Source organism: Enterobacter sp. B79-1 (assembly GCF_057444735.1).
On record NZ_JBYAZJ010000001.1, the window covers coordinates 690,821 to 716,717 of the forward strand.

Consider the following 25,897-nt stretch of genomic DNA (forward strand, 5'->3'; position numbering starts at 1 on the left):
TCCCCATCTTTCTCCGATTACGCGGCGGTCAGCGCAAAACGGTCTTTCAGGACATGGCGGATTTCCTCCTCCGCCAGTTTCCGCGTTTCAGTGCCGTTCGCCGTGATGGTTTTCAGCATATCGCCCAGCAAAATCTGGCGTCCTTCGGGGCTGTGCTGCACCACCACCCGCTTCTGCACAAAGATCGCATCCGGATGCGTGGAATTAAGGTAGTTGGCCGGAACGAAATCAATCCATTCCTGAGGCGTGAGATCGAAGCCGTATTGATTAGCCCATTCCCCCTCCACCTTCGCCTGAAGCAGGTACTCGCCCTCCGCGCTGCGGCTCAGTCGGAACGTGTCGAAATCCTGTGCGATCTCAACATCAAGCGTGTCTAACGCCATCGGCGCGCGAATGCCGTAGCTGCCGAACCCGAGGTCGCAAAGCCACTGTCGGCTCTCCACCTCGGCAATCAACGCCATATGGGTTTTCGGCCGCCGCGCGGGGTAGAACATCGGGCGCGCCGCCACGAAACGGTAAGGTATCCCCAACGCTTCCAGCGCCATGGCAAAAAGCCCGTTAACCTCATAGCAGTAGCCGCCGCGCCCCTGCGTTAGCACCTTATCGGCAATGTCGTCTGGCGCCAGCGAGACAACTTTGCCCGCCTGTACATCCAGATTTTCAAAGGGAACGGAAAAGAGCTGATGACGCATAAGAGCATGCAGAGTGACCGTATCGGCACCCGCCGGTCCGGTATAGTTTATGCGTTTGAAATAGGTGGAAATGTTGAAGTTTTCGCTGTGCATAATGCCTCCTTGTCCTGAACATGTCGGACACTATAGATGGCGCACATCATTGGCTGTGTAGTCAGTTTTATCGAAAATTAGCCTGAACAGATACCCATGTCTGCCCCGTCCCAGTCGTCCCCACACTATCGTCGAATTGCCGAGATGCTGCGCCTCACGCTGACGTCTGGCGCGCTGCGCGCCGGTGACCGGATGATCTCCGCGCGTAAACTGGCCGAACGCGAGCACGTTAGCCTTCCAACGGCGCTGGAGGCCCTTCGCTGCCTGGAGGCTGAAGGGCTGATCGTTGCGCGTCCGCGTTCAGGTTATTACATCCGCCAGACCAACCTCCCTCCGCGCGTGGAGACTTCCCGTTTCCCGCCAGGTCCGGTGCCTGTCACCCTGTCGGCCGTGGCCCGGTCGCTGTTCAGCAGTGCAGAAGCCCGTCTGGTTCCGCTGGGCGCCGCCCTGCCCGATCCCGCGTGGTTGCCAGGAGATGCGCTACAGCGGGCGTTGCACTCTGCGAGTCGTCGTCTGGACGCGCATGGGCAGAGCTATAGCCTGCCTCCGGGAAGGGTTGATTTGCGCACCAGGATTGCCGCGCGTTCTGCGCAATGGGGAGCCCGCTTCGGCGCAGACGATCTCATTATTACCGCAGGCGCAACGCAGGCGCTGCGCCTGGCCCTTCGGGCCGTGTGTCAGCCGGGTGATGTCGTGGCGATTGAGCAGCCCGCTTATTTTGGCACGCTCCTGCTGCTGGAGGATTTAGGCCTGAAGGCCTTAGCGATCCCCACCGATCCTGTGGAAGGCCTGCTGCTGGAACCGCTGGCGGACGCCATTCGCTGCCACCGTCCCGCTGCCGTTCTGGCCTCGCCCACCGTGCAAAACCCATTGGGTGCCAGCATGCCCGTCGCGCGCAAGCAGGAACTGGTTGCTCTGCTTGAAGAAGCCGGTATTCCTCTGATTGAAGACGACGTTTACGGTGACCTGGTCGGCGACGGGCAACGTCCTCCGGCCTGCAAAGCCTTCGACCAGAGCGGGAATGTGATTTACTGCAGTTCGCTGTCTAAAACGCTTGCGCCGGGCTGGCGAATCGGCTGGATTGCGCCAGGACGCTACCATTTGCAGGTTTTACAGGCCCGCATGGCCGGAGACTGGGCGGGCGCCCCGCTGCTGGAAGCCGCGGCGAGCGAGATGCTCGCAAGCGGCGACTACGATCGCCACCTGCGGCGGCTAAAGCGCCGGGTTGCAGAGGGTGTTTTAGCCGTCGTTGCACGAGTCGAAGGCAGCTTCCCTCCCGGTACGCGCGTTAGCGTACCCGCAGCCGGTTTCCTGCTGTGGGTAGAACTGCCTCAGCAGGTCAACGCGCTGGAGGTGCACCGTCGCGCGCTGGCGCTGGGCATTGGCGTCAGCCCTGGCCCCCTGTTTTCCCCTGGCGCAGAGTTAACGCACTTTCTGCGGCTGAACTGCGCAAACGAACCCTCGCCCCGCCTGCTGAACGCCGTGGAACAGATTGGCGCGCTGTGTCACGAGCTGGCTGCTTTCACACCAGACTCTCCAGCCACTCGGTAAAGACCCGCACCTTGCGGGAGAGGTGGCGGTGCGGGTAGAGAAGCGACAGTTTGCGGTCCGGAGAGCGATGCTTTGGTAGAACTTCAACCAGAAGACCGCGGTCAATGTAAGGCTGGAGAAAGAGATTCATCCCCTGCATTAACCCCAGCCCGGCCAGGCCTGCTGCGATGTAGGCTTCGGAGTTATCCACGACAAGCTTACCGGGCAGAGTAATCTCCGCGATGCCTTCTGGCGTCGTAAATGTCCACGGATGGATTTGTCTGCTGTTGTTATTCACCCAGTTGATGGCCTGATGTTGGTGTAAATCATCCAGCGTTTCTGGCGTGCCGTGTTGTGCCAGCCAGGCCGGACTGGCACAGGTCGTAATTTTGATGTTCCCCACTTTTCGCGCGATATAGTCGCCGTCGTCCAGTTCGCCCACCCGCAGCACGCAGTCCAGGCCGTCCCGGAGCATATCCCGGCGGCGATCGGAGCTGCTCAGAATGATGTCGATCTCAGGATGCTGCCGATAAAAATCAGGCAGGTTCGGTATCACCCGCAGCGCCGCAAAAGCGATGGGCATATCCACACGCAGCTGGCCGTGTATTGCCCGGCCAGCACCAAACGACTCCAGCAATTCGTCCGCCCGCGCCAGCAGGGGTTTACTCCGGCGATAAAACGCATCGCCATCCGGCGTCAGGCTAATCCGACGCGTTGTTCGCTGCAGCAAACGCGTGCCGCTGTGCTGCTCCAGAAGCTGTAACGCTTTGGTGACCGCCGGGCGATGGATCTGCAGGTTTTCCGCAGCCCTGGACAAGCTCCCCGACTCGACAATTTCAATAAAAATTCGAATAGATTCAAAGAGGTTTATGTTCATAAGGGACGCTCTTACCGCGAGCGGGATAAAATTATTGTTATTAATTTTATAACAGTGATGAATCTTTTTGGCTATTTTTCCTAACAATTCTACGCCCTACACTCTCCTCCATTCAAACAAGAGGGAGAGTCCGCTATGAAAAATAACCGTATCTGTCAGATCCTGGGGATCGAAAAACCTGTTATTCAGGGACCGTTATCCTGGCTCACGGATGCCCGTTTAGTTGCCGCAGTCAGCAATGCTGGCGGGCTCGGCGTGCTGGGACCCAATGCCGGTTTAACCGCGGACACCGCAGTTTCCACGCCGGAAGAGACCGCCGAAAAAATGCGCGAAGAAATTCGTAAAACCAAACGGCTGACCGAGAAACCGTTTGGCGTGAACCTGATCCCCACAGCCGTTAATGACGTCTGGACAGGGCCTATTCTTCAGGTGGTGAAAGAGGAAGGCGTCAGAGCCGTGGTGTATACGGGCTATGGGGAAGGCAGCATTATTCCTGCGCTCTTCAGCGAGATAAAAGAGGCGGGTATCGCCATTATCTACCGCGACATCAATCCAACGCCGGAGAACACCCGCCTCGCAGAAGAAATGGGGGCAGACATTATCGTGGCTACCGGTTTTGATGAGGGCGGGACCTTACCCGCAACAGCGCTTGGCACCTTTTCCATCGTGCCGCTGATTGCCGATGCCGTGAAGCACATCCCGGTGATGGCCGCGGGCGGCATTACCGATAATCGCACCGCCAGAGCGGCGCATGCATTGGGTGCGGAAGGCGTGTTTGCCGGTTCGGTGTTTATCAGTACGGAAGAAAGCCGCGTGCCGCAGGGGGTCAAAGAGAAAATTGTTGCCGCCAATGGCCTCGATTTGCTGCTTTTCCGCACCGTGCCCCATTACTACCGCGCTCTTCCCGGCAAGCTGGCGGAAAAACTGGCGTCGATGGATAAAGCAGGCGCAAGCAACGAAGAGCTGGGCAAGGCGATGGGTGGATTACGGGGCCTGCGTCTGGGCATGCTCGAAGGCAACACCGATGAAGGCTATATCGCGCTCGGCACGGGGATTGGGAACATCCGCAGCGTGAAAAGCGTGGCCGAGGTTGTTAATGCGTTAGCGGTTGAGTAAGCCCTTAACTCTGATGCTATGGACGCTGCACAAGAGCGGCGTCCGTACACCGTCTGCGGTTGTTTTTCACAAATTGAGGATTGCGCGTTCTTTAACGACAGCGTCAGGATTGGCAGTTTTCACCGCAGCCAGAAAAGCCGTGAAGTTATGATTCCAGAGGGTGAGATTGTTATAAAACTGCACTTGCTTTTCATTAGCACCGTCACGGTAAATAACAATCCAGGCCCGTCTGCTATTTATCTCGGTATTCCCCGGCCCGATTTTAATGATATCAGCCAGCGCAATCTTGCGGGTGGCGTTGTTTTTAACTTCATATAAAAACTGGTCATCATAAAACCAGGTTTTACCTGCATTCCCGCCAAATAGTGAGGGGTTGGCAGATATCTTTTTCATCCCGTTACGATCTGAAATGATCCGTTTTGCCTGGCGAATACGTCTGACAAAAAAGCTTAACAGAATGAAAACCGCAATGAGGGGTAGCGCGACTGATATCATTTTTAAACTCTCGTGCATTCATCTGCCCCGCGATACCTTTTTATTAACGCGTGAGTATAACGCGCCGATCGTTTATGACAACAACCCTTACGGTCAGGGAATAATCCGCGCGGCTCTCAGCTGCGCGAACAGACGGAAAAACATCTCATCGGTGGCCTGCATTTGCGTAAAGCCCGCCCTGCGCAGCTTGCTCCCGTCACCAAACATGTCGTAATTCCAGCTAAAGACAAAATCGGCAAACTGCCCGTCGCTCAACTGCAAAATATCCGCTTCCACCAGCCGCTCTCCGGCAAGCTCGCGCCATACGCCGCGATAGTCGTTAAACAGCTGATGAAATGACAACCTCACCGGCGGCGCAGAATCCAGTTCAAACCAGCGTGCGATGCGCGGCCACAGCTCGCTCCAGCGCCAGATATCGCCATTGTTCACGTTGAACGCCTGATTCTGTGCCGCAGGTGACGTGGCAGCCCACAGCGTTGCCTCGGCCAGCAGCCCGGCGTCGGTATGATCAACGATGCTGTGCCAGGTCTGTTCCGAACCGGGAAAACGCAGCGGTAAATCCAGCGCCTTGCACAGGGAGGCGTACAGGGCGATGCTCAGCGCAAGGTTCATGGCATTGCCCGGTACCGCACTCCCCACCACGCCCGGCCTGATGGCATTCCAGTGCCAGCGTTTTCCCCGCTGAAACTGGCTGAGCCAGGTGAGCTGCGCAGCGTTAAATTCGGCACCCGCTACGCCGGGATCGCTTTCCCGCGCCGGGGTTTTAAACGGCCCAAGATGCGCACCATAGACTTTGTACCCCTGCATCAGGCTTACCGTCTGCAAAGATGTCGTTTTTTCGAGGGTGCTGACCAGATTACGCAGCATGGTGACGTTCGGCTCAACCATGTCTGTCCAGTTCGCCGCGTTCGCCCAGGCGCTGTAAAAAATGTGGGTGACACCGTTCAGGGCGTGCAGCGCCCGTGCAGTGTCCTGCGCATCCAGTAAATCGACGTTCACCAGGGGGATGCCGTCAGGATGAGACTCGGCATGGCGGCTAAGGCCGATCACCTCCCACTGATGGTGCAGAAGCGTGTTGACCAGCTGTCTGCCGACAATGCCGCTGGCACCCGCGACCAGGGCGACGTTGTGTTGCTGCATCTTATTCATGGTGTTTCTCCGGAATGGGTGACAGACGCAGTGTGATATATTATTTTTTCTGGAGATATCCCCTGAAACCGATGGCACTTATAAGCAGAATCATTAAATGAATAACAAGCTCAATGCCATTTCTACCTTTCTGCGCGTCGCTGAAGCGGGCTCGTTTTCTGCAGCCGCCCGTCAGACAGGTATTAAGCAGTCCGCCGTCAGTCAACAGATCGCGGCGCTTGAGGAATCGCTGGGTGTGGTATTGCTGCACCGTACAACGCGTACGATGAAGCTGACCGAACAGGGTGAACGTTACCGGCGAGATATGCAGCTTGTGCTGGACGCCATGGGGGAAGCGGAGAGGCGTTTACATCCTGTCGATCATAGCGTTCAGGGACGCGTCCATGTCCAGTTACCGAGCGGCCTGGGGCAGATCATTTTGCCGCATCTGCTGGGGCTGCAGCGCCTGCATCCCGAACTGCAGCTGATGATTTCCCTGGATGACCGCCTTGCCGATCTGGTGACGGAAGGCGTGGATGTTGCGATACGGCTGAGCAGTGAGCCTCCGCAGGCGCACGCGGCTCGCGTGCTGGCGCGGATTGAAGCCGCGCTGTTTGCCGCTCCCGGCTTTCAGGCGGTAAACGCCGTCAGCGAGCTGGCGACGCTGCCACACGTACGGTTCAGCGGTATTCCGCTGGATGCCCCCCTGCGTCTGATTTCTGGCGAGGAAACGGTCGAGATAAACGTGAATACCGTTTTCCGTGCCAATACCAGCGACGTGCTGCTACAGGCGCTGGAGTCCGGCATCGGTATCGGCGGCCTGCAGCGACCGCTCGTGGTCAGAGCGCTGCAGGCGGGCACGCTGGTACCGGTACTGCCCGACTGGCGGTTACCCGATCGCTTCCTCTATGCCGTATATCCCGATGCCCGCTTTATTCCGCAGCGCGTCAGAAAGGTCATCAGCGTGATTGAGCAGTTACTGCCTGAGATCGCGACGCATGAAACCACAAAATAGTCGCCTTCTACTTCGCCACCGGCAAATCGGCGTATCGCGTCGTATAGGCCGGTGACAGCATCTCACGCTTCATCGTCCACGGTTTCTCAATACCCTGCCCGGCAAACCATATCTTTCCTTTGCCGGAATGATTTACGCTGTCGATCATCTCCATCAGCGCCGCGCTGTTGGCGCGCAAACGGTTATCGTCAAACAAATTAAGCTGGGCGACGCCGCTGCTGAAAAAGTCCGCCAGCATCACCCCGGCTTTCATATAGCGATAGCCGTCGAGCCATATACGCCCCAGCGCCTCCGTGGCGGCGCGGATGATATCGCGCGAGTCATTAGTGGGCGTCATCAGGGTGACCGAAGCCTGATTGCCGTAATAAATTTCGTTGTCAGCATGCGGGCTGGTGCGCACAAACACACTGATAAAGCGGCAGTACTGATGCTCGCCGCGCAGTTTTTCCGCTGCGCGTTCCGCGTAGGCGCAAATCGCCTGGTGCATCTCTTCGTATTGCGTAATACGGTGACCAAACGAACGGCTACAGATAATTTGCTGTTTCGTGGGGGTGAATTCTTCCAGATCAAGGCACGGCTCGCCGCGAAGCTCGCGCGCCGTACGTTCCATTACCACGTTAAAATGTTTGCGAATGACCCAGGATGACGCTTCCGCCAGCTCCAGCGCCGTGGTAATGCCCATCGCGTTCAGTTTTTTCGTAATGCGCCGTCCTACCCCCCACACCTCCTCTACCGGAACCTTTTCCAGCAGTTTACGCTGCCGCTCGCGGCCTGAGAGATCGACCACGCCGCCCGTGCTGGCCCAGCGTTTCGCCGCATAGTTGGCCAGCTTCGCCAGCGTTTTTGTCGGAGCAATACCGACGCCAACGGTTAAGCCCGTATTTTTAAAGACCTGCGTGCGCATCTGGTGACCGAACGTTTCCAGCGACAGGCAGTGGCTGACACCCGAAACGTTCACAAATGCTTCATCAATGGAGTAGATCTCAATGGCCGGAGCGAGATCGGTCAGCGTCTGCATGACCCGACTGCTGAGATCGGCATACAGCGCATAGTTTGAGCTAAAGACGTAAACCCGCGACGGGTAGCGCTTTTCTTTGAATTTAAAATACGGCTCACCCATTTTTATGCCGAACTGCTTTGCCTCCCGCGACAGTGAAATAATGCAGCCGTCGTTATTGGACACCACCACGATGGGCTTCCCTTCCAGATCGGGGCGGAACACCCGCTCGCAGGAGGCATAGAAGCTATTTACATCAACCAGCGCGAACATGTTTATGCGTTTTGAGCGTGTGGGTGACGACGCCGAAGATCTGCAGCTCCTCTTCGGACTGAAAGGCGATCGGCTGATAGCGGACATTATGTGGCAATAGCCTCAGAACCGGGCGGGTCTGTAGCTCTTTCACCGTAAACTCACCGGCGACCGACGCCACGACGATATCCCCATGTTCGGCATTTAACGAACGATCCACCACCAGCAGATCGCCATCGCTAATTCCCGCCCCAATCATGGAGTCTCCGCTCACCTTGATAAAATAGGTCGCACTGGGGTGTCTCACTGCCAGCCGGTTAAGATCGAGACGATCCTCTACGTAATCCTGCGCCGGGCTCGGGAAACCACAGGCGACGCGTTCTAAAAATAACGGTAATTCAATGACTTGTTTTGGGTGATAAGAAAAGAGAGTGTCCATAATGCCTTTCTCGCCAGATACTGTATATAAATACAGTATTACGGATTATGGACAAGGATCAAGATGATTTCCGGAGGCGAACCCAAACGCGTTGAAGTTTGAGCGGATTTAATTTAGCCATAGCCTGTACAAGTCACTCCACCATGACCTTCACCTTGGGTTTAGACAGCAAAATATGGATAAGCCCGGTAAAGGCGACCGGTCTAAAGAAGTAGTATCCCTGCTGGTATACGATGTTATTCCGGTTGAGATAGTCTAACTGCGCCTTCGTCTCAACGCCTTCCGCCACAATGCTGATGGAGAGCTTACGCGCCAAATCCAATACGCAATCGAGGATCCGGGTGGAGTCCTCGTGTTCATTGACTCTGCTGACGAAGCTGTGGTCAATCTTGATGTAATCGATATGCAGATCGTGTAGATATGAGAGCCCGGAATAGCCGGTACCAAAGTCATCCAGGGCAATGGCAAAACCATTTTCATGGAGCACGTTCAGGGTCTGCACGAGGCGTTCATCAATATCCAGCGGCTCTCGCTCTGTCACCTCAATCACATGGTTTAAATCCTTTCTGACGAAGCTATTTTTATACTTCAGGCATTCGTCCACGAAGCCAGGCATCGCGATATGGGAAGCGCTGAAGTTAATCCCGATATGAAAACCTTCCGGAAGCTTACTGGAGATGGCATTCATTTGCGTCACCACCTGCGCCATCAGGCTTTGCGTGAGGGAAACAATCAGCCCCGATTTTTCAGCAATCGGAATGAATGCGCCGGGTGAAATATAACCCGCTTTGGGGTGCTTCCATCTTGCCAGAACCTCCACGCCCCGCAGCGTGCCCTCCCTGCCGTTAACCACGGGCTGGTAAAACGGAATGATTTCTCTCTTCGCAATCGCACTGCGAAGTGTTTCTTCAGGAAGCGTGTGTTTGTTCAGGTACTTATACAGAACATAAGCCGCGATACCGGCAACCAGCAGTACGAAAAGGAGTATGCCGCCCCCCTGACGAAGCAGCCTTTGCGGGCTGAAAAAAGGCGCAGGGTTGTATCGGATGCTATAGGCGTATTGTTCAGAGTGAACCTGTCTGGCCTGACGTTCGCCGGGAGACGTGATGTGCAGTTCGCCAGAGGCGTCAATTGCGCTCCCGCCCACCGCTAATGAATAATTCACGTGCTTTAACGGCGTGCTTAACGCATCCCGGATATGGCGATCGCTGATCGTCACGATAATACGGTTTTCTGCAAACCGGGTCTGAAAGAGCAAAACCGGCTGCCCGTTTACCGTATCGCTTGCCGGAACAAGAAATAAGGGAGTATCGGGTAATGTATTAATATGCCGCAATAACACGCGATTTCCCGGCAGAGAGGAACACCAGGGCTGCCCCTGCCTGATGATGACGATGGTTCTGAGATGTGGCTGAAGCGCTGCCTCCGTACCCAGCTGGTACTGGCCTTCTGCATCGCACCCCTTGACGATAATTTCCGTCGCCGTTCGGGCGGCAACGCGCGCCTCGTCAAGAATGTCATTAATATCGCTTACCGCGTATCGGGCTCCCGACTGACTGTCGGCCCGTGCTGAATACCAGAGTTGAATATTGAGGATAAAAATACCCGCAATAAAAATGGCTACTGCTGCTGCGACAGGCACAAAAGCGTTACGCATCAACGTATCTACCCTACAGGGTTATGATTATAAATAGCATGGTCGACAATAATAAAAATAACCATGTTATCTTTAAATTAATGACTTACTTATGACTTACCGTGAGAGCTCAACTAAATCAATCACTATAAAAACACTAATGATTGACTTTAAATTTAGACTAATGCATATTTTACAGCACAAATTAACAAGACTTTTTGGAGGACGTTTTCTATGCCAGCCCGTGATTATCCCGACAAACGCGTTGCTCGCGGTTTAGCAAAGGAGGCCGATCTCAGGATGTTGAGCGCCCGCATCGATCCCGACCTGATGGAGTACATCAGAACCACCGCCTATGAAACCCGCAAAAGTAAGCAAGAGATTGTGGCGGAAGCGTTAGCGCTTCACCGACAGAATAACCAGATGACGCCTGCGGCAGACTAAGCAGGGCTTCATCTGGCAGGCGGTATTCTGTTTTCGCTTAATCCACCAGTGAATTCAGCGTGTCCAGCGCGTCCGGCGGTAACACCAGATCCCCGGCGGCAAGGTTTTGCCGGAGATGCGCCACGGAGGACGTTCCGGGGATCAGCAGGATGTTCGGAGAACGTTGCAACAGCCACGCCAGCGCAACCTGCATTGCCGTTGCTCCCAGCGCATCCGCAACCGTCTGCAGCCCGGAAGATTGCAGCGGCGTGAAACCGCCCAGCGGGAAGAATGGCACCCAGGCAATCCCCTGCTGCGCAAGCGTATCCACCAGCGAATCATCACCGCGATTCACAATGTTGTACATGTTCTGCACGCACACCACGGACACCATTTTCTGCGCCTCGGCGACCTGAGAGGCCGTGACGTTGCTCAATCCAATATGGCGAACCAGCCCCTGCTGCTGTAGCTCCGCCAGCGTGGACAACGGTTCAGCGATCGATCCTTCCGCAGGACCGTGGGCGCTAAACATAATCCGCAGATTGACCACATCCAGTACGTCCAGCTGCAGGTTGCGCAGGTTATCATGCACCGCCTGAGTCAGTTCCTGCGCGGAAAAGGCCGGGAGCCAGGCACCTTTGTCGTCGCGGCGGGCGCCGATTTTGGTCACGATGGTCAGATCGTCCCGATAAGGATGAAGCGCCTCGCGGATCAGCTGGTTAGTCACGTGCGGACCGTAAAAATCGCTGGTATCGATATGATTCACACCTGCGGCCACCGCTTCGCGGAGCACCTCCAGCGCGGCCTGCTTATCCTTCGGTGGGCCAAACACGCCCGGCCCGGCAAGCTGCATCGCGCCATAGCCCAGTCGTTTAACCGTTCGCGTGCCGAGCGCGTACGTTCCGCTTTTATCAATGCTGCTCATGTTGACCTTCCTCATAAAAATGATCCGGGTTTACAACAGGTTCCCGATCGGAGCCCTAAGTTAAGCACGAGTTAAATTAAAGTTTAAATTCTATACGACGATAGTATTGATGTACCTCTGCATCTCTCTAACGGACGACCGCTATGCTGAAAAATCTGCACGTGATTACCGGTATTATCTTTGCCCTCACCATATTCTGTCTGCTGCAAGTTGTCACGGGAGGGTTGTTCTACTCTGCCGTCAGCAACGATCGCCATAACTTCCAGAACTCCGGGGTGCTCAATGCCCAGCAGGAGAGCCTGAGCGACAGCGTCAATACGCTGGTAAAAACGCGCGTTACCGTCACCCGCGTGGCGATCCGTTACCTGAAAAACCAGCGCGATCCTGCGTCCCTCGCGGCGATCAACAAGCTGTTAGGTACCGCCAATGACTCTCTGGCGAAAGCCGAAGCCTATAACAAAGCGTGGCAGAAAATGCCGCAGGTTAAGGGCCAAAACGCGGCGTTAACCGAAGAGATGCAGAAATCCTGGAATCAAATGCACGAGGTGATGCGTCTGTCGATTGAGTATCTGCGCGCCGACAACTATCAGGCTTACGGTGATCTGGATGCCCAGCAGGCACAGGACGGGATGGAAGCGGTCTATAACCGCTGGCGTGCCGAAAACAACACCCTGCTTAAAGCGGCGACACAAGAAAACCAGAGCAGCTTTACGCAGATGCAGTGGACACTGGCAGGGATTTTCCTGGCCGTGATCGCCGTACTGGTCGTGATCTGGCAGGGTTTACAACACCTGCTGCTGAAACCGCTCAAAACCATCATGAACCACATCCGCACCATCGCGGGCGGCGATCTGACGCAAAACGTCGATATCTCTGGCCGCAATGAGATGGGACAGCTGGCGGCAGGCCTGCATGAGATGCAGCAGTCGCTGGTTAACACGGTCAGTGCCGTACGCGGGAGCACGGATTCGATCTATACCGGCGCGGGTGAAATTGCCGCCGGGAGCAACGACCTCTCGGCCCGTACCGAACAGCAGGCTGCCTCGCTGGAAGAGACGGCCGCCAGTATGGAAGAGCTGACCGCAACGGTTAAACAGAACTCCGATAACGCGCGTCAGGCTACGCTGCTGGCGAAAAATGCCTCAGAAACGGCCGCACGCGGCGGTCACGTCGTGGATAACGTGGTTCGCACGATGACCGAAATTGCCGACAGTTCGCAGCAAATCGCGCACATCACCGGTGTGATTGACAGCATCGCCTTCCAGACGAACATTCTGGCACTTAACGCGGCGGTGGAAGCCGCTCGCGCCGGGGAACAAGGCCGTGGATTTGCGGTTGTCGCCGGTGAAGTCCGTACGCTGGCGAGCCGCAGCGCCCAGGCGGCGAAGGAGATCAAAGGACTGATTGAGAATTCCGTCAGCCGGGTCAACACCGGCTCTGAACAGGTGAGCGAGGCTGGAGCAACGATGAAAGAGATCGTCGCCGCAGTCACCCGCGTCACCGATATTATGGGCGAGATTTCGTCAGCCTCTGACGAGCAGAGCCGTGGTATTGAGCAGGTGAGCCTGGCCGTATCGCAGATGGACAGCGTAACGCAGCAAAACGCCGCGCTGGTGCAGGAATCCGCCACGGCCGCAGCGGCACTGGAAGACCAGTCCGAGCAATTGCGTCAGGCCGTGGCCGCATTTCGCCTGAACGTGCAGGAAAGCGCCGCGCCGCGCGCCAAAAATGTGAAAACGCCGCAGCTGTTGCGCCCGGCAACGGCCAGCGCGTCGGGCGACAATCACTGGGAAACGTTCTAAGCCGTACCGCTAGCGGCTGCGCTTGGCGTGCCGCTCCCAGTTTTCCTGTTTCGCTTCGTCGGATTTTCGCAGCGAAACATAGCAAGCCCCGCTGCCGCCATGGTGCGGCAGCGCGACACAAAATGCCTGCACTTCCTCGAACTCCGTCAACCAACGCGCCAGATAGCTGCGCACCACATTAGGGTGTGACTTCAGCTCACGCCCTTTGCCGTGCACGATAATCAGATTGCGCAGCCCGTCACGACTCGCCTGCCGGATAAAAGAATACAGCATCTGGCGGCAGCGTTCGGCGGGCTGACGTAAGAGGGTTAAGCTGGCCTGACGGGAATATTTGCCGGAACGCAGCTTATCAATAACGCCCTGCTGAACCCCTTCGCGCTGGAACATCAGCGGCTCTTCGAGCGGCAGCAATTCCAGAAAACCCAGGGTCAGAAAGTTGTCGAGCTGTTCGGTATCAATGTCCTGGCGAGCCCGTGAATTACGGCTTTGCTGCCAGTGGATATCCGTGCAGCGTTTCAGGGGCTGAACATCTTCCATGGCGTCAAGAAAAAGGGATTTGTCGTCAGGGTTCATGGAAATCCTCCGGCTACATCTGGGCTTGTACTATACCTGCACCAGACAGGCGCCTCAATCACCCCTGCAGAATGCGGGGTGAGATACATATTATCCTGATGAATATATATAGCCATTATTAAAAACATTTAAATCAGACTTAACTAAAACTTCAGTAAAGTTAAAATAAGTGATTTGCGTTAAATTTTTATAAAATCAATCACTCGCCTGCCTTTCATTTTTCGGAAAAGATGTTATACCTAAATATACCTGCCTCAGGGATATAATACTCAGGACTGGCAAAAGGATGTACTGCTGTGTGTACTATAGGGTCTGTCTGATGTCGGACAGATCCTGTTTTTTTATAATAGGCATTTCACGCAACGACTATTTTTCTCGCTTCCCTTCTGAATTGCGTAATTAATGATTCGGCAAGGGGCGTCTGACGTGAATCACGGCGCTGAATTAAATAATAGGTTGCTTTAGGAAGCGACTCAACGACCGGCAGCATGACCAGACGGTGCGCCAGTAGCGGGTCACAGCCTAGCTCCTGCGGCAATATGCTTAAAAAATCACTTTGCGCGACAAGGCTAATGCAGGAAGAAAAGGTTTCGCAGACGACACCAATTCGCGGTATTTGCGAGCGGTGGTTAAATACCTCTTCTAATTGCTTATAATAACTTCCCCGCGGCGTCGGCATTGTCCAGTTATAATGCAGAAGCTCATTAATAGAGGTTGCCCCCGTTGCCGGATGCCCTTCCCGACAAAATACTGCAAACGGTTTTTCAAAGAGCTTTTCAAACGTAAATTCATGGTCGTAAGGCCCCTGATAATAGGTATTGATGGTGAAATCCAGCTCGCCCTGGCGTAATTCATTGATCATCGACACCAGTTGCCCTTCCATAATTCGCACCTTGACCTGCGGATGTTGCGCATGAAAACGGGTGATGACGGCGGGCATCAGGCTTCGTGAAACGCTGGCCCCCATTCCGATGTTGATCTGCCCGGCCAGTTCGCCCTGCCGCTGACGGATATCATCCTGCGCCGCACGCAGCTCTTCCAGAATCAACCTGGCGCGCTGGTAAAAGCCCTCACCGCATTCGGTCAACGCGACGCCCTTACTCCTGCGCACGAAAAGCTGCGCCGCTATGCCCTCCTCCAGCTCTTTGATGGATTTGGTCAACGCCGGTTGCGAAAGATTCAGCGTCCTGCTGGCACCGCGAATGCTGCCCTGACGCGCGACTTCAACAAACGCCCGGATTTGATGAAATTTAATCTGGAATGTCATAGCCCGACCGATAACCGTTGTTTATCAGAGTAAAGAAACTGTCATCTACTTTAATGGAAAGGGATGTGCGAGGGTAATTCCTGAACGGTTAAAACTGTGAAAAATCGGTTAGTGATAAGTAAAAACTATCACAGCGTGAAGCAGTTCACATATTTTAATGATGACAGGAACAGATATGGACACACTGGCGCAGTACATCCAGACATTATCCCCGCAGCTGAGCGCATGGCGTCGTGATTTTCACCATTTCGCGGAATCCGGCTGGGTAGAGTTTCGTACCGCCGCGAAAGTCGCGGAAATCCTGGACTCGCTGGGTTACGAACTGGCGATGGGTCGTGACGTGGTCGATGCCGAAAGCCGGATGGGGCTGCCCGATGCCGCGACTCTGGCGCGTGAGTTTGCCCGCGCGCGGGCGCAGGGCGCGACTGAGAAATGGCTGGCACCGTTTGAAGGCGGGTTTACCGGCATTGTGGCGACCCTCAATACCGGGCGTCCTGGTCCAACCCTGGCGTTTCGCGTCGACATGGATGCCCTTGATTTAAGCGAAGCGCTGGATGAAAGCCATCGCCCGTTCCGCGACGGGTTTGCCTCCTGCAACGCGGGGATGATGCACGCCTGCGCGCACGACGGCCACACCACCATTGGTCTGGGGCTGGCGCAGGTGCTTAAGCAGAATGAAGCACAGCTCAACGGCACCCTCAAGCTGATCTTCCAGCCTGCCGAAGAAGGCACCCGCGGCGCGCGCGCCATGGTTGCCGCCGGGGCGCTGGACGACGTGGACTATTTCACCGCCATCCATATTGGTACCGGCGTCCCTGCCGGAACGGTGATTTGCGGCAGCGATAACTTTATGGCTACCACCAAGTTCGACGTGAACTTTACCGGCGTGGCCGCACACGCGGGCGGTAAACCGGAGGACGGACGTAACGCCCTGCTCGCCGCCGCGCAGGCCTCCCTCGCCCTGCACAGCATCGCCCCGCACAGCGAAGGGGCCTCCCGGGTGAACGTCGGCGTGATGCAGGCGGGCAGCGGACGCAACGTGGTGCCCGCCAATGCCCTGATCAAGGTTGAAACGCGCGGCGAAACCGAAGCCATTAACCAGTATGTCTTTGAACGCGCGCAGGCGGTCATTACCGGCGCAGCGGCGCTCTACGGCGTGCGCGCCGAGATGCGCCTGATGGGTGCCGCGACCTCCAGCGCGCCGACACCGGCGTGGGTGGATTATCTGCGCGAACAGGCGAGCCAGGTTTCAGGGGTTGTTCACGCCATCGATAAGGTGAAGGCGCCAGCAGGCTCCGAAGACGCCACGCTAATGATGGCCCGCGTGCAGGAGAACGGCGGCATGGCCTCCTATATGGTGTTTGGCACCGATTTGAGTGCCGGACATCACAACGAAAAATTCGACTTCGATGAGCAGGTTATGACCATCGCCATTGAAACGCTGGCGCGAACTGCGCTCAATTTCCCGTGGACACGAGGTGTGTAATGCAGGAGAACTACGCTTTTATTGCCGATGCGATCGACACGCGATGTCGCACGTTAACCGATATTGCCGACGCGATCTGGGATCGCCCTGAAACCCGCTTTGAAGAGTTTTGGTCCGCCGAACGGCTCGCCAGCGAGCTGGAGGCCGAGGGCTTCACGCTGACGCGCCAGGCTGGCGGCATCCCCAACGCGTTTATCGCCAGCTTCGGCAGCGGGAAACCGGTTATCGCCCTGCTGGGCGAATACGACGCGCTGGCCGGGTTAAGCCAGCAGGCGCACTGTGCAACGGCGCAATCCGCCACGCCGGGGGCAAATGGCCACGGCTGCGGGCATAACCTCTTAGGCACCGCGGCGCTGGCGGGCGCGGTGGCGGTGAAAAGCTGGCTGGAGGAGCACGGCGGCAGCGGAACGGTGCGTTTTTATGGCTGTCCCGGCGAGGAAGGCGGTTCCGGGAAAACCTTTATGGTGCGCGAAGGTCTGTTTGATGACGTCGATGCCGCCGTCACCTGGCATCCTGAAGCCTTCGCCGGGATGTTTAACGTCAGCACGCTGGCGAATATTCAGGCCGCCTGGCGTTTTCACGGCGTGGCGGCGCACGCGGCCAACTCACCCCATCTGGGACGCAGCGCGCTGGACGCCGTGACACTGATGACCACCGGTACCAACTTCCTCAACGAACACATCATTGAAAAAGCGCGCGTCCATTATGCCATTACCGATACCGGCGGGATTTCACCCAACGTGGTGCAGGCGCAGGCGGAGGTGCTGTACCTGATCCGCGCCCCGGAGATGGCCGATGCGCAGCAAATCTACGAACGCATCGGGAAAATCGCCCAGGGCGCGGCGATGATGACCGAAACTACCGTCGAGTGTCGCTTTGATAAAGCCTGCTCAAGCTATCTGCCAAACCGCACGCTCGAGGCGGCGATGTATCGCGCCCTGCAGCACTACGGCACGCCGCTCTGGACGGAGGAAGAACGCGCCTTCGCCCGCGAGATCCGCGCCACGCTAACGCCCAACGATCTGCAGAACAGCCTGAAAAATATTGCCGCAACGGGTGGCGACGCGGGGAAAGCCTTTGCCCGTCGTCATCAGGAGACGCTGCTGGTGGATGAAGTCGCCCCCTATGCCATCACCGACAACGTGCTGGCGGGTTCAACCGACGTGGGCGATGTCAGCTGGAAAATGCCGGTCGCCCAGTGCTTCAGCCCCTGCTTTACCGTCGGCACGCCGCTGCACACCTGGCAACTGGTGGCGCAGGGGCGTACCTCCATTGCCCACAAAGGCATGCTGCTGGCCGGAAAAGTGATGGGTGCGACCGCGCTCAATCTGCTGCAGGACGCAGCACTGCTGAAAAAATGCCGTGAAGAGTTCGAACAACAATTACAAGAAAAACCGTACGTGTGTCCGATCCCTCAGGGCGTGACACCGTCACCTTTAAAATAAAAAAACACAACACAACAACACTCCCGAGGAACGCCCATGAGTATGTCATCCATACCTTCGCATTCCCCATCCGGTAAGCTCTATGGCTGGGTTGAGAGGATCGGCAATAAAGTGCCGCACCCTTTCCTGCTTTTTATCTATCTGATTGTGATTTTGATGGTCGCCACCGCCGTACTCTCCGCCTTTGACGTGAGCGTGCGCAGTCCGGCTGACGGCAGCCTGGTGGCGGTGAAAAACCTGCTCAGCGTTGACGGGCTGCACTGGTTTTTACCCAACGTGATTAAGAACTTCAGCGGTTTCGCCCCGCTGGGCGCCATTCTGGCGCTGGTGCTGGGCGCCGGGCTGGCGGAACGCGTGGGCTTGCTGCCCGCGTTAATGGTGAAGATGGCTTCCCACGTCAGCGCGCGCTACGCGAGCTATATGGTTCTGTTTATCGCCTTCTTCAGTCATATCTCCTCCGACGCCGCGCTGGTGATCATGCCGCCGATGGGGGCGCTGATTTTCCTCGCCGTCGGGCGTCATCCCGTGGCGGGTCTGCTGTCGGCGATTGCGGGCGTGGGCTGCGGATTTACCGCTAACCTGCTGATCGTCACCACCGACGTGCTGCTCTCTGGCATCAGCACGGAGGCCGCGAAAACCATAGATGCGGCAATGCACGTCAGCGTGATCGACAACTGGTACTTTATGGCCAGCTCAGTGATTGTCCTGACGATTGTTGGCGGGCTGATTACCGATAAGATCATCGAGCCGCGGCTGGGTAAATGGGAAGGACGTAGCGATGAAAAGCTGGATACTCTGAGCAAAAAGCAGCGCTTCGGCCTGCGCGTAGCTGGCCTGGTCTCGCTGGCCTTTATCGCGCTGGTGGCGCTGATGGTGGTGCCGGAAAACGGCATATTGCGCGATCCGGTTAAACATACCGTCCTGCCGTCGCCGTTTATTCAGGGCATCGTGCCGCTGATTATCCTCTTCTTCTTTGTCGTCTCGCTCGCCTACGGTATCGCCACCGGCAAAATCCGCCGTCAGGGCGATCTGCCGCAGCTGATGATCGAGCCGATGAAGGAGATGGCGGGTTTTATTGTGATGGTATTCCCGCTGGCGCAGTTCGTGGCGATGTTTAACTGGAGCAACATGGGCAAGTTTATGGCCGTGGGCCTGACCGACGCGCTGGAGGCAGCCGGGTTAAGCGGCGTACCGGCGTTTGTCGGCCTGGCGCTGCTTTCATCGCTGCTGTGCATGTTTATCGCCAGCGGCTCCGCCATCTGGTCGATTCTGGCACCGATCTTCGTGCCGATGTTTATGATGCTGGGCTTCCACCCGGCTTTTGCGCAGATCCTGTTCCGTATCGCAGACTCCTCGGTCATTCCACTGGCGCCGGTTTCACCGTTTGTTCCGCTGTTTTTAGGCTTCCTGCAGCGCTATAAACCAGAGGCCAAACTGGGTACCTACTATTCGCTCGTCTTGCCTTATCCGCTTATCTTTTTAGGGGTATGGCTGGTGATGTTGGTGGCGTGGTATCTTGTCGGCCTGCCGATTGGACCGGGAATATACCCGAGGCTGAACTAAAGGAATGAGGATGCTGAGATTACTCGAAGATAAGATTGCGACGCCGCTGGGGCCGCTGTGGGTTATCGCCGATGAGGCGTTCAATCTGCGCGCCGTCGAATGGGAAGAGCACAGCGACCGCATGGAAGAACTGCTGAACATTCATTATCGCGCTGAGGGTTTTGAGCGTATCAGCGCCACCAATCCGGGTGGGCTGAGCGACAAGCTTGCGGCGTACTTCGAGGGCGATCTCAGCATCATTGATACTCTGCCAACCGCCACGGCAGGCACGCCTTTTCAGCGCGACGTATGGCAGGCCCTGCGGTCGATACCGTGCGGGCAGGTCATGCATTATGGTCAGCTCGCAGAGCAGTTAGGCCGTGCGGGCGCGGCGCGCGCAGTGGGGGCCGCAAACGGCTCCAACCCGGTCAGCATCGTGGTGCCCTGTCACCGCGTGATTGGCCGCAACGGCACCATGACGGGCTATGCCGGTGGCGTGCAGCGAAAAGAGTGGCTACTGCGCCATGAAGGGTATCTTTTGCTGTAGAAACCAGGCTTTTAGTGCTTAATTTTCTTCCGGTTAGGGTAAAAATCCATAAGCAATTTGTGGAATTTCAAGAAGATGGCGACACATTGTCGCCACTTGTCCTTATTGAGGGTTTGCCAGGCTTACGTACTTACCAAAAAGATGTTAAAATTGACCAATATCAATTAAGGCTTGAGCAAACCTATGATCCCGGAAAAGCGAATTATACGACGCATTCAGTCTGGCGGTTGTGCTATCCATTGCCAGGATTGCAGCATCAGCCAGCTCTGTATCCCGTTTACCCTGAATGAGCATGAACTCGATCAGCTTGATAATATCATCGAGCGTAAAAAGCCTATTCAGAAAGGGCAGACGCTGTTTAAAGCGGGAGACGAACTGAAATCGCTCTATGCTATCCGTTCTGGCACCATCAAGAGCTACACCATCACCGAACAGGGTGATGAGCAGATCACCGGCTTCCATCTGGCGGGCGACCTGGTGGGCTTTGATGCTATCGGCACGGGTCATCACCCGAGCTTTGCTCAGGCGCTCGAAACCTCAATGGTTTGCGAAATTCCGTTTGAAACGCTGGACGATCTGTCCGGTAAGATGCCTAACCTGCGTCAGCAGATGATGCGTCTGATGAGCGGTGAGATCAAAGGCGACCAGGACATGATCCTGCTGCTTTCCAAAAAGAATGCAGAAGAGCGCCTGGCCGCGTTTATCTACAACCTCTCCCGCCGTTTCGCGGAACGTGGTTTCTCGCCGCGTGAATTCCGACTGACGATGACGCGTGGCGATATCGGTAACTACCTGGGCCTGACCGTTGAGACCATCAGCCGTCTGCTGGGACGTTTCCAGAAAAGCGGCATGCTGGCGGTTAAAGGTAAGTACATCACCATCGAAAATGGTGAAGCGCTGGCGGTTCTCGCCGGGCACGCCCGCAACGTCGCATAACATCCCCGAATGATTCATGCCAGTTTCGTACATTTTCGTGATGACGGGACTGGCATTTTACATTGTCCTTTTCAACCGCTCCCACTCCCCGGTCTGCGCCTGGCACGTTCCCGTTGAGGTTATGATTTGAGAGAAAGTTTATTTTTCGTTTCAGTCGTTATTGCCTCAATCACCTTCATATTCATCTGGATCATGCTTGTCGGCCCTATGAAGGGAGAGGAAAAGACCTATGTGCAGGATTCAACGACCTTTGCGATAGCGGTGATGGTGCTGCTGTTGATTGCGTTTATCGCGGTGACATCCACCGTGCTTTTCCTCTGATAAATTTTCATGAATTATTGATCTGGCAAAAGCTCCCCTCTGTTTCATTCAGGATATATAGGTTACTCTTTTAATTACAGACTGTGGTGACAGTAGTAAGGAGACCTGTATGGCCAAGTATCAAAACATGCTGGTAGCTATCGATCCGAATCAGGACGATCAGCCAGCATTACGACGTGCTGTGTATTTACATCAACGGATTGGTGGCAAAATCAAAGCGTTTTTGCCGATCTATGACTTCTCGTATGAGATGACCACCCTTCTGTCCCCTGACGAGCGCACCGCGATGCGTCAGGGCGTGATCGGCCAGCGTACCGCGTGGATCCGTGAACAGGCGAAATATTACCTGGAAGCGGGTGTTCCTATTGATATCAAAGTGGTCTGGCATAACCGACCTTTCGAAGCCATTATCCAGGAAGTTGTCGCCGGTGGGCACGACCTGCTGCTGAAAATGGCGCACCAGCATGACAAGCTGGAATCCGTGATCTTCACCCCTACCGACTGGCATCTGCTGCGTAAATGTCCTTGTCCGGTCTGGATGGTAAAAGACCAGCCGTGGCCTGAAGGCGGAAAAGCCGTCGTGGCAGTAAACCTCGCGAGCGAAGAGGATTACCACAATTCGCTGAACGAGAAGCTGGTGAAGGAAACCATCCAGCTTGCCGAACAGGTCAATCACACCGAAGTGCATCTGGTGGGCGCGTATCCGGTCACACCGATTAACATTGCCATTGAGCTGCCTGAATTTGACCCGAGCGTCTATAACGATGCGATCCGCGGACAGCACCTGCTGGCGATGAAAGCGCTGCGCCAAAAATTCAGCATTGATGAGAAAATGACGCACGTTGAAAAAGGTCTGCCTGAAGAGGTGATCCCGGATTTAGCGGAACATCTTCAGGCGGGGATTGTGGTACTGGGAACCATCGGGCGCACCGGTATTTCAGCCGCGTTCCTGGGCAATACCGCCGAACAGGTGATCGACCATCTGCGCTGCGACCTGCTGGTCATTAAGCCGGATGAGTTCCAGACGCCGGTTGAGTTGGATGACCCGGAAGACGATTAACCCCAACGCCCGGCGGCGCAGGCTTGCCGGGCCTACAAAATCGTAGGACGGGTAAGCGTCAGCGCCACCCGGCAATAAAAAAACCGCCGGATTCGGCGGTTTTTTCGTTTCAACGCAACTTACAGCGCTTTCAGAATCGCATCCACGCTGGCTTTGGCATCGCCAAACAGCATGTGAGTGTTCTCTTTGAAGAACAGCGGGTTCTGAACGCCTGCATAGCCGGTATTCATGGAGCGTTTAAACACAATCACGTTCTGTGCTTTCCACACTTCCAGAACCGGCATACCGGCGATTGGGCTGCGCGGATCGTCCTGCGCCGCCGGGTTAACGGTGTCGTTAGCGCCGATGACCAGCACGGTGTCGGTGTCGGCGAAATCATCGTTGATCTCGTCCATTTCCAGCACGATGTCGTAAGGCACTTTCGCCTCCGCCAGCAGCACGTTCATGTGGCCTGGCAGGCGACCTGCCACCGGGTGGATACCAAAGCGAACCTTGATACCGCGCGCGCGCAGCTTCTCGGTGATTTCCGCAACCGGATACTGCGCCTGCGCCACCGCCATGCCGTAGCCCGGGGTGATGATCACGGAATGCGAGTTTTTCAGCATATCCGCCGTGTCTTCCGCGCTGATTTCACGGTGCTCACCCACTTCCTCATCGGAACCGGTCGAAGAGCCGTCAGAACCAAAGCCACCGGCAATCACGCTGATGAACGAACGGTTCATCGCCTTACACATGATGTAAGACAGGATCGCACCCGAAGAACCCACCAGCGCACCGGTGACGATCAGCAGGTCGTTGCTCAGCATAAAGCCTGCCGCCGCTGCCGCCCAACCGGAGTAGGAGTTCAGCATCGAGACAACCACTGGCATATCCGCACCACCGATGGACGCCACCAGGTGCCAGCCGAACGCCAGCGCAATGATGGTCATCACCAGCAACGCCAGCACCTGCAGGCCTACGCTTTCGGTACGCACGAAGACCACCAGCAGCACAAATGAGACCACCAGCGCCGCCAGGTTCAACTTGTGACGGTTTGGCAGCATCAGCGGCTTAGAGGAAATTTTCCCGCGTAGCTTGCCGAACGCCACAATCGAACCGGTGAAGGTCACCGCACCGATAAAGATACCGAGGAACACTTCCGTCAGGTGAATGTTCACCAGAATCGGTTCCAGGCCCGGTTCGTGATACAGATAGCTATTAAAGCCCACCAGCACCGCCGCCAGACCCACGAAGCTGTGCAGAATCGCAACCAGCTCCGGCATCTCGGTCATTTCAACGCGTTTTGCAAGGCGAATACCAATTGCGCCACCGATAATCATCGCCACCAGGATCCACGCAACGTTGCCGGTGTCCGGCCCGAAGATGGTGGCAATCAGCGCAATTGCCATCCCGGCGATACCAAAGTTATTCCCCTGCTGAGACGTTTCGTGTTTGGAAAGTCCCGCCAGACTGAAAATAAACAGGATTGCAGCAACAATGTATGCGGCTGTCACTAATCCTCCAGACATATGCTACCCCTTAGCCTTTACGAAACATTTTCAGCATGCGCTGAGTCACGGTGAAACCACCGAAAATATTGATACTGGCAATCAGTACCGCGACAAAGCTCAGGAAGCTGATCCAGCCGCCGTGACCAATCTGCAGCAACGCCCCGACCACGATAATCCCGGAGATGGCGTTGGTCACCGACATCAGCGGCGTATGCAGCGCATGGGAGACGTTCCACACCACGTAGTAGCCCACGACGCAGGAGAGCGCGAAGACGGTGAAATGACCAAGGAACTCTTTTGGTGCGACGTCAGCCAGCCAGCCGAAGAGAATAATCACCAGCGCCATGATCGCGTATTTGCGCCACGGGGAAGCCGGCTTAGCGGGTTCTTTTGGCTCTGGCGCGGCTTTTGGTGCCGCCTGAGGCTGCGCGGAAACCTGAATAGGCGGTGCAGGCCAGGTGATTTCACCTTCACGGACCACGGTGACGCCACGGACAACCACGTCGTCAAAATCAACGGTGATGTTGCCATCTTTCTCTTTGCAGAGCAGCTTCAGCAGGTTGACGAGGTTAGTGCCGTACAGCTGTGAAGACTGGGTTGGCAGACGACCCGGCAGATCGGTATAACCAATGACCTTCACACCGTTCGCGGTCGTGGTCACCTGATTCGGCACGGTATATTCGCAGTTACCGCCGTTCTGCGCGGCCAGATCGACAATCACGCTGCCCGGCTGCATGGAATCGACCATCTCGCGGGTGATCAGCTTCGGTGCTGGTTTGCCCGGAATCAGCGCCGTGGTGACGATGATGTCGACCTCTTTCGCCTGCGCGGCGAAGAGTTCCATTTCGGCTTTGATAAAGGCTTCGGACATTACCTTCGCGTAACCATCACCGCTGCCCGCTTCTTCCTTGAAGTCCAGCTCAAGGAACTCGGCGCCCATACTCTGGACCTGCTCCTTCACTTCCGGACGGGTATCAAAAGCACGGACGATAGCGCCCAGGCTATTTGCTGCTCCAATCGCAGCAAGACCGGCCACGCCCGCACCAATCACCATCACTTTCGCTGGCGGTACTTTACCCGCCGCGGTGATTTGACCGGTAAAGAAACGACCAAACTCGTGAGCCGCTTCAACGATAGCGCGGTAGCCCGCGATGTTCGCCATGGAGCTCAGCGCATCCAGTGACTGGGCGCGCGAAATGCGCGGCACCGAGTCCATCGCCATCACGGTGACGCCACGGGCTGCCAGCTTCTCCATCAGCTCTGGATTTTGTGCAGGCCAGACGAAGCTCACCAGCGTCGTGCCCGCGTTCAGCAGCGCAATCTCGTTCTCTTCCGGTGCGTTGACCTTCAGAATGATCGGTGATTGCCAGATCTCTGCCCCTTCGACCACTTCCGCACCGGCCTGGATAAAGGCCTCGTCATCGAAACTGGCCAGTTTGCCCGCGCCGCTTTCAACCGCGACGGTAAAACCCAGTTTGAGCAGTTGCTCCACCGTTTTCGGTGTTGCCGCTACACGGGTTTCATTGGCTAACCGTTCTTTTGGTACCCCAATACGCATAGTTTTCCCTTCCATCGGTTTTTGATGATGGTTTGTCGATAATTGCCCGCGGTCGGTCGCAGATTTCGCCATCCACATAACGACGAAAAATGATCCACCCCGGAAAATAAAACAGTAACAAACTTTCTATAACCTACTGAAAATAACGCCCGTGATCTACCGTCCAAAAACACTATTTCTTACTTTATCTGTGAAAAATAAGCGATCGGCATCGCTGACAGAGATATTTACCTTAAATTCATCGCTGAGACC

General features: G+C 56.0%; 23 protein-coding genes. 11 read left to right on the plus strand and 12 right to left on the minus strand.

Translation table 11 applies throughout. The features are described from left to right. Positions 1-17: 17 nt before the first annotated feature. Positions 18-785, minus strand: coding sequence for an arylamine N-acetyltransferase family protein (locus tag AC2T6E_RS03310; RefSeq protein WP_341494180.1), 768 nt, complete (start codon positions 783-785; stop codon positions 18-20). 96 nt (positions 786-881) lie between these two features. On the opposite strand from AC2T6E_RS03310, the gene AC2T6E_RS03315 reads away from it, so the two are divergent. After that, a complete protein-coding gene (locus tag AC2T6E_RS03315) occupies positions 882-2,336 on the plus strand; it encodes an aminotransferase-like domain-containing protein (RefSeq protein ID WP_341494181.1) in 1,455 nt (484 codons plus the stop codon). Here AC2T6E_RS03315 and AC2T6E_RS03320 read toward each other — a convergent pair. Then, complete coding sequence (locus AC2T6E_RS03320; protein WP_486690551.1) at positions 2,308-3,192, minus strand: LysR family transcriptional regulator; 885 nt, start codon at positions 3,190-3,192, stop codon at positions 2,308-2,310. The genes AC2T6E_RS03315 and AC2T6E_RS03320 overlap by 29 nt on opposite strands. 135 nt (positions 3,193-3,327) lie before the next feature. Here AC2T6E_RS03320 and AC2T6E_RS03325 point away from each other — a divergent pair, with 135 nt between their 5' ends. Beyond that, entirely contained in the window at positions 3,328-4,308 is a 981-nt protein-coding gene (locus AC2T6E_RS03325; protein WP_486690553.1) for an NAD(P)H-dependent flavin oxidoreductase, read from the plus strand. A 66-nt stretch (positions 4,309-4,374) separates the two neighbouring features. Here the strand turns inward: AC2T6E_RS03325 and AC2T6E_RS03330 are convergent, their stop codons facing one another. Together AC2T6E_RS03330 and AC2T6E_RS03335 are read right to left on the minus strand one after the other, a co-directional pair. Beyond that, complete coding sequence (locus AC2T6E_RS03330) at positions 4,375-4,821, minus strand: hypothetical protein (protein ID WP_486690555.1); 447 nt, start codon at positions 4,819-4,821, stop codon at positions 4,375-4,377. Between the two features lie 75 nt (positions 4,822-4,896). Continuing rightward, positions 4,897-5,952, minus strand: a complete 1,056-nt coding sequence (locus AC2T6E_RS03335; protein WP_486690557.1) for an SDR family oxidoreductase — start codon at positions 5,950-5,952, stop codon at positions 4,897-4,899. A gap of 97 nt (positions 5,953-6,049) precedes the next feature. Here AC2T6E_RS03335 and AC2T6E_RS03340 point away from each other — a divergent pair, with 97 nt between their 5' ends. After that, complete coding sequence (locus AC2T6E_RS03340) at positions 6,050-6,946, plus strand: LysR family transcriptional regulator (protein WP_108416896.1); 897 nt, start codon at positions 6,050-6,052, stop codon at positions 6,944-6,946. A 7-nt stretch (positions 6,947-6,953) separates the two neighbouring features. On the opposite strand, the gene umuC is transcribed toward AC2T6E_RS03340, so the two are convergent. From umuC to AC2T6E_RS03355, 3 genes are all read right to left on the minus strand, one after another. Next, positions 6,954-8,216 (minus strand): translesion error-prone DNA polymerase V subunit UmuC, encoded by a 1,263-nt coding sequence (gene umuC, locus AC2T6E_RS03345; protein ID WP_108416895.1) that lies wholly within the window; start codon positions 8,214-8,216, stop codon positions 6,954-6,956. Next, positions 8,200-8,634 carry a translesion error-prone DNA polymerase V autoproteolytic subunit gene (gene umuD / locus AC2T6E_RS03350; protein ID WP_010430481.1) on the minus strand — a complete coding sequence of 145 codons (435 nt, stop codon included), beginning with the start codon at positions 8,632-8,634 and terminating at the stop codon, positions 8,200-8,202. The genes umuC and umuD overlap by 17 nt, the downstream gene beginning before the upstream one ends. 133 nt (positions 8,635-8,767) lie before the next feature. Continuing rightward, complete coding sequence (locus AC2T6E_RS03355; RefSeq protein ID WP_108416894.1) at positions 8,768-10,291, minus strand: EAL domain-containing protein; 1,524 nt, start codon at positions 10,289-10,291, stop codon at positions 8,768-8,770. Between the two features lie 213 nt (positions 10,292-10,504). On the opposite strand from AC2T6E_RS03355, the gene AC2T6E_RS03360 reads away from it, so the two are divergent. Continuing rightward, positions 10,505-10,714 carry a hypothetical protein gene (locus AC2T6E_RS03360; RefSeq protein WP_174339430.1) on the plus strand — a complete coding sequence of 70 codons (210 nt, stop codon included), beginning with the start codon at positions 10,505-10,507 and terminating at the stop codon, positions 10,712-10,714. Positions 10,715-10,751: 37 nt separating this feature from the next. Here the strand turns inward: AC2T6E_RS03360 and AC2T6E_RS03365 are convergent, their stop codons facing one another. Beyond that, complete coding sequence (locus tag AC2T6E_RS03365) at positions 10,752-11,618, minus strand: aldo/keto reductase family oxidoreductase (protein WP_108416892.1); 867 nt, start codon at positions 11,616-11,618, stop codon at positions 10,752-10,754. A gap of 143 nt (positions 11,619-11,761) precedes the next feature. On the opposite strand from AC2T6E_RS03365, the gene tcp reads away from it, so the two are divergent. Then, positions 11,762-13,420, plus strand: coding sequence for a methyl-accepting chemotaxis citrate transducer (gene tcp, locus AC2T6E_RS03370; protein WP_148399441.1), 1,659 nt, complete (start codon positions 11,762-11,764; stop codon positions 13,418-13,420). Between the two features lie 9 nt (positions 13,421-13,429). Here the strand turns inward: tcp and smrA are convergent, their stop codons facing one another. Both smrA and AC2T6E_RS03380 read right to left on the minus strand, forming a co-directional pair. Next, a complete protein-coding gene (gene smrA, locus AC2T6E_RS03375; RefSeq protein WP_108416890.1) occupies positions 13,430-13,993 on the minus strand; it encodes a DNA endonuclease SmrA in 564 nt (187 codons plus the stop codon). 355 nt (positions 13,994-14,348) lie between these two features. After that, entirely contained in the window at positions 14,349-15,260 is a 912-nt protein-coding gene (locus AC2T6E_RS03380) for a LysR family transcriptional regulator (RefSeq protein WP_325839925.1), read from the minus strand. Between the two features lie 175 nt (positions 15,261-15,435). Between AC2T6E_RS03380 and AC2T6E_RS03385 the strand changes: the two genes are divergently transcribed. The 6 genes from AC2T6E_RS03385 to uspE all read left to right on the plus strand — a co-directional run bounded on the left by AC2T6E_RS03385 (position 15,436) and on the right by uspE (position 22,597). Further along, positions 15,436-16,746, plus strand: coding sequence for a M20 family metallo-hydrolase (locus tag AC2T6E_RS03385; RefSeq protein WP_486690563.1), 1,311 nt, complete (start codon positions 15,436-15,438; stop codon positions 16,744-16,746). After that, positions 16,746-18,191 (plus strand): M20 family metallopeptidase, encoded by a 1,446-nt coding sequence (locus AC2T6E_RS03390; RefSeq protein ID WP_486690565.1) that lies wholly within the window; start codon positions 16,746-16,748, stop codon positions 18,189-18,191. Before AC2T6E_RS03385 ends, AC2T6E_RS03390 begins: the two co-directional genes overlap by 1 nt. Positions 18,192-18,227: 36 nt before the next feature. Continuing rightward, positions 18,228-19,754 (plus strand): p-aminobenzoyl-glutamate transporter, encoded by a 1,527-nt coding sequence (abgT, locus tag AC2T6E_RS03395; RefSeq protein ID WP_456157720.1) that lies wholly within the window; start codon positions 18,228-18,230, stop codon positions 19,752-19,754. 10 nt (positions 19,755-19,764) lie between these two features. Continuing rightward, the gene (gene ogt / locus AC2T6E_RS03400; RefSeq protein WP_042714140.1) at positions 19,765-20,280 is read left to right on the plus strand and encodes a methylated-DNA--[protein]-cysteine S-methyltransferase; all 516 of its coding nucleotides are present in this window, start codon (positions 19,765-19,767) and stop codon (positions 20,278-20,280) included. Positions 20,281-20,463: 183 nt separating this feature from the next. After that, on the plus strand, positions 20,464-21,216 hold the full coding sequence (fnr, locus tag AC2T6E_RS03405; protein ID WP_006174991.1) for a fumarate/nitrate reduction transcriptional regulator Fnr: 753 nt from the start codon (positions 20,464-20,466) through the stop codon (positions 21,214-21,216). A 430-nt stretch (positions 21,217-21,646) separates the two neighbouring features. Beyond that, the gene (gene uspE, locus AC2T6E_RS03410; RefSeq protein ID WP_010430440.1) at positions 21,647-22,597 is read left to right on the plus strand and encodes a universal stress protein UspE; all 951 of its coding nucleotides are present in this window, start codon (positions 21,647-21,649) and stop codon (positions 22,595-22,597) included. A 119-nt stretch (positions 22,598-22,716) separates the two neighbouring features. Here uspE and pntB read toward each other — a convergent pair whose 3' ends face one another. Both pntB and pntA read right to left on the minus strand, forming a co-directional pair. Next, positions 22,717-24,105: a Re/Si-specific NAD(P)(+) transhydrogenase subunit beta gene (gene pntB, locus AC2T6E_RS03415; protein ID WP_010430438.1), complete on the minus strand. Its 1,389-nt coding sequence runs from the start codon at positions 24,103-24,105 to the stop codon at positions 22,717-22,719. A gap of 10 nt (positions 24,106-24,115) precedes the next feature. Continuing rightward, the gene (gene pntA, locus AC2T6E_RS03420) at positions 24,116-25,645 is read right to left on the minus strand and encodes a Re/Si-specific NAD(P)(+) transhydrogenase subunit alpha (RefSeq protein ID WP_174339425.1); all 1,530 of its coding nucleotides are present in this window, start codon (positions 25,643-25,645) and stop codon (positions 24,116-24,118) included. Positions 25,646-25,897 lie beyond the last annotated feature (252 nt).

Bases quoted from the DNA above. Each gene is read 5' to 3' on its own strand.
- AC2T6E_RS03310 (WP_341494180.1), bottom strand. From the start codon at position 785: ATGCACAGCGAAAACTTCAACATTTCCACCTATTTCAAACGCATAAAC.
- AC2T6E_RS03315 (WP_341494181.1), top strand. From the start codon at position 882: ATGTCTGCCCCGTCCCAGTCGTCCCCACACTATCGTCGAATTGCCGAG.
- AC2T6E_RS03320 (WP_486690551.1), bottom strand. From the start codon at position 3,192: ATGAACATAAACCTCTTTGAATCTATTCGAATTTTTATTGAAATTGTC.
- AC2T6E_RS03325 (WP_486690553.1), top strand. From the start codon at position 3,328: ATGAAAAATAACCGTATCTGTCAGATCCTGGGGATCGAAAAACCTGTT.
- AC2T6E_RS03330 (WP_486690555.1), bottom strand. From the start codon at position 4,821: ATGCACGAGAGTTTAAAAATGATATCAGTCGCGCTACCCCTCATTGCG.
- AC2T6E_RS03335 (WP_486690557.1), bottom strand. From the start codon at position 5,952: ATGAATAAGATGCAGCAACACAACGTCGCCCTGGTCGCGGGTGCCAGC.
- AC2T6E_RS03340 (WP_108416896.1), top strand. From the start codon at position 6,050: ATGAATAACAAGCTCAATGCCATTTCTACCTTTCTGCGCGTCGCTGAA.
- umuC (WP_108416895.1), bottom strand. From the start codon at position 8,216: ATGTTCGCGCTGGTTGATGTAAATAGCTTCTATGCCTCCTGCGAGCGG.
- umuD (WP_010430481.1), bottom strand. From the start codon at position 8,634: ATGGACACTCTCTTTTCTTATCACCCAAAACAAGTCATTGAATTACCG.
- AC2T6E_RS03355 (WP_108416894.1), bottom strand. From the start codon at position 10,291: ATGCGTAACGCTTTTGTGCCTGTCGCAGCAGCAGTAGCCATTTTTATT.
- AC2T6E_RS03360 (WP_174339430.1), top strand. From the start codon at position 10,505: ATGCCAGCCCGTGATTATCCCGACAAACGCGTTGCTCGCGGTTTAGCA.
- AC2T6E_RS03365 (WP_108416892.1), bottom strand. From the start codon at position 11,618: ATGAGCAGCATTGATAAAAGCGGAACGTACGCGCTCGGCACGCGAACG.
- tcp (WP_148399441.1), top strand. From the start codon at position 11,762: ATGCTGAAAAATCTGCACGTGATTACCGGTATTATCTTTGCCCTCACC.
- smrA (WP_108416890.1), bottom strand. From the start codon at position 13,993: ATGAACCCTGACGACAAATCCCTTTTTCTTGACGCCATGGAAGATGTT.
- AC2T6E_RS03380 (WP_325839925.1), bottom strand. From the start codon at position 15,260: ATGACATTCCAGATTAAATTTCATCAAATCCGGGCGTTTGTTGAAGTC.
- AC2T6E_RS03385 (WP_486690563.1), top strand. From the start codon at position 15,436: ATGGACACACTGGCGCAGTACATCCAGACATTATCCCCGCAGCTGAGC.
- AC2T6E_RS03390 (WP_486690565.1), top strand. From the start codon at position 16,746: ATGCAGGAGAACTACGCTTTTATTGCCGATGCGATCGACACGCGATGT.
- abgT (WP_456157720.1), top strand. From the start codon at position 18,228: ATGAGTATGTCATCCATACCTTCGCATTCCCCATCCGGTAAGCTCTAT.
- ogt (WP_042714140.1), top strand. From the start codon at position 19,765: ATGCTGAGATTACTCGAAGATAAGATTGCGACGCCGCTGGGGCCGCTG.
- fnr (WP_006174991.1), top strand. From the start codon at position 20,464: ATGATCCCGGAAAAGCGAATTATACGACGCATTCAGTCTGGCGGTTGT.
- uspE (WP_010430440.1), top strand. From the start codon at position 21,647: ATGGCCAAGTATCAAAACATGCTGGTAGCTATCGATCCGAATCAGGAC.
- pntB (WP_010430438.1), bottom strand. From the start codon at position 24,105: ATGTCTGGAGGATTAGTGACAGCCGCATACATTGTTGCTGCAATCCTG.
- pntA (WP_174339425.1), bottom strand. From the start codon at position 25,645: ATGCGTATTGGGGTACCAAAAGAACGGTTAGCCAATGAAACCCGTGTA.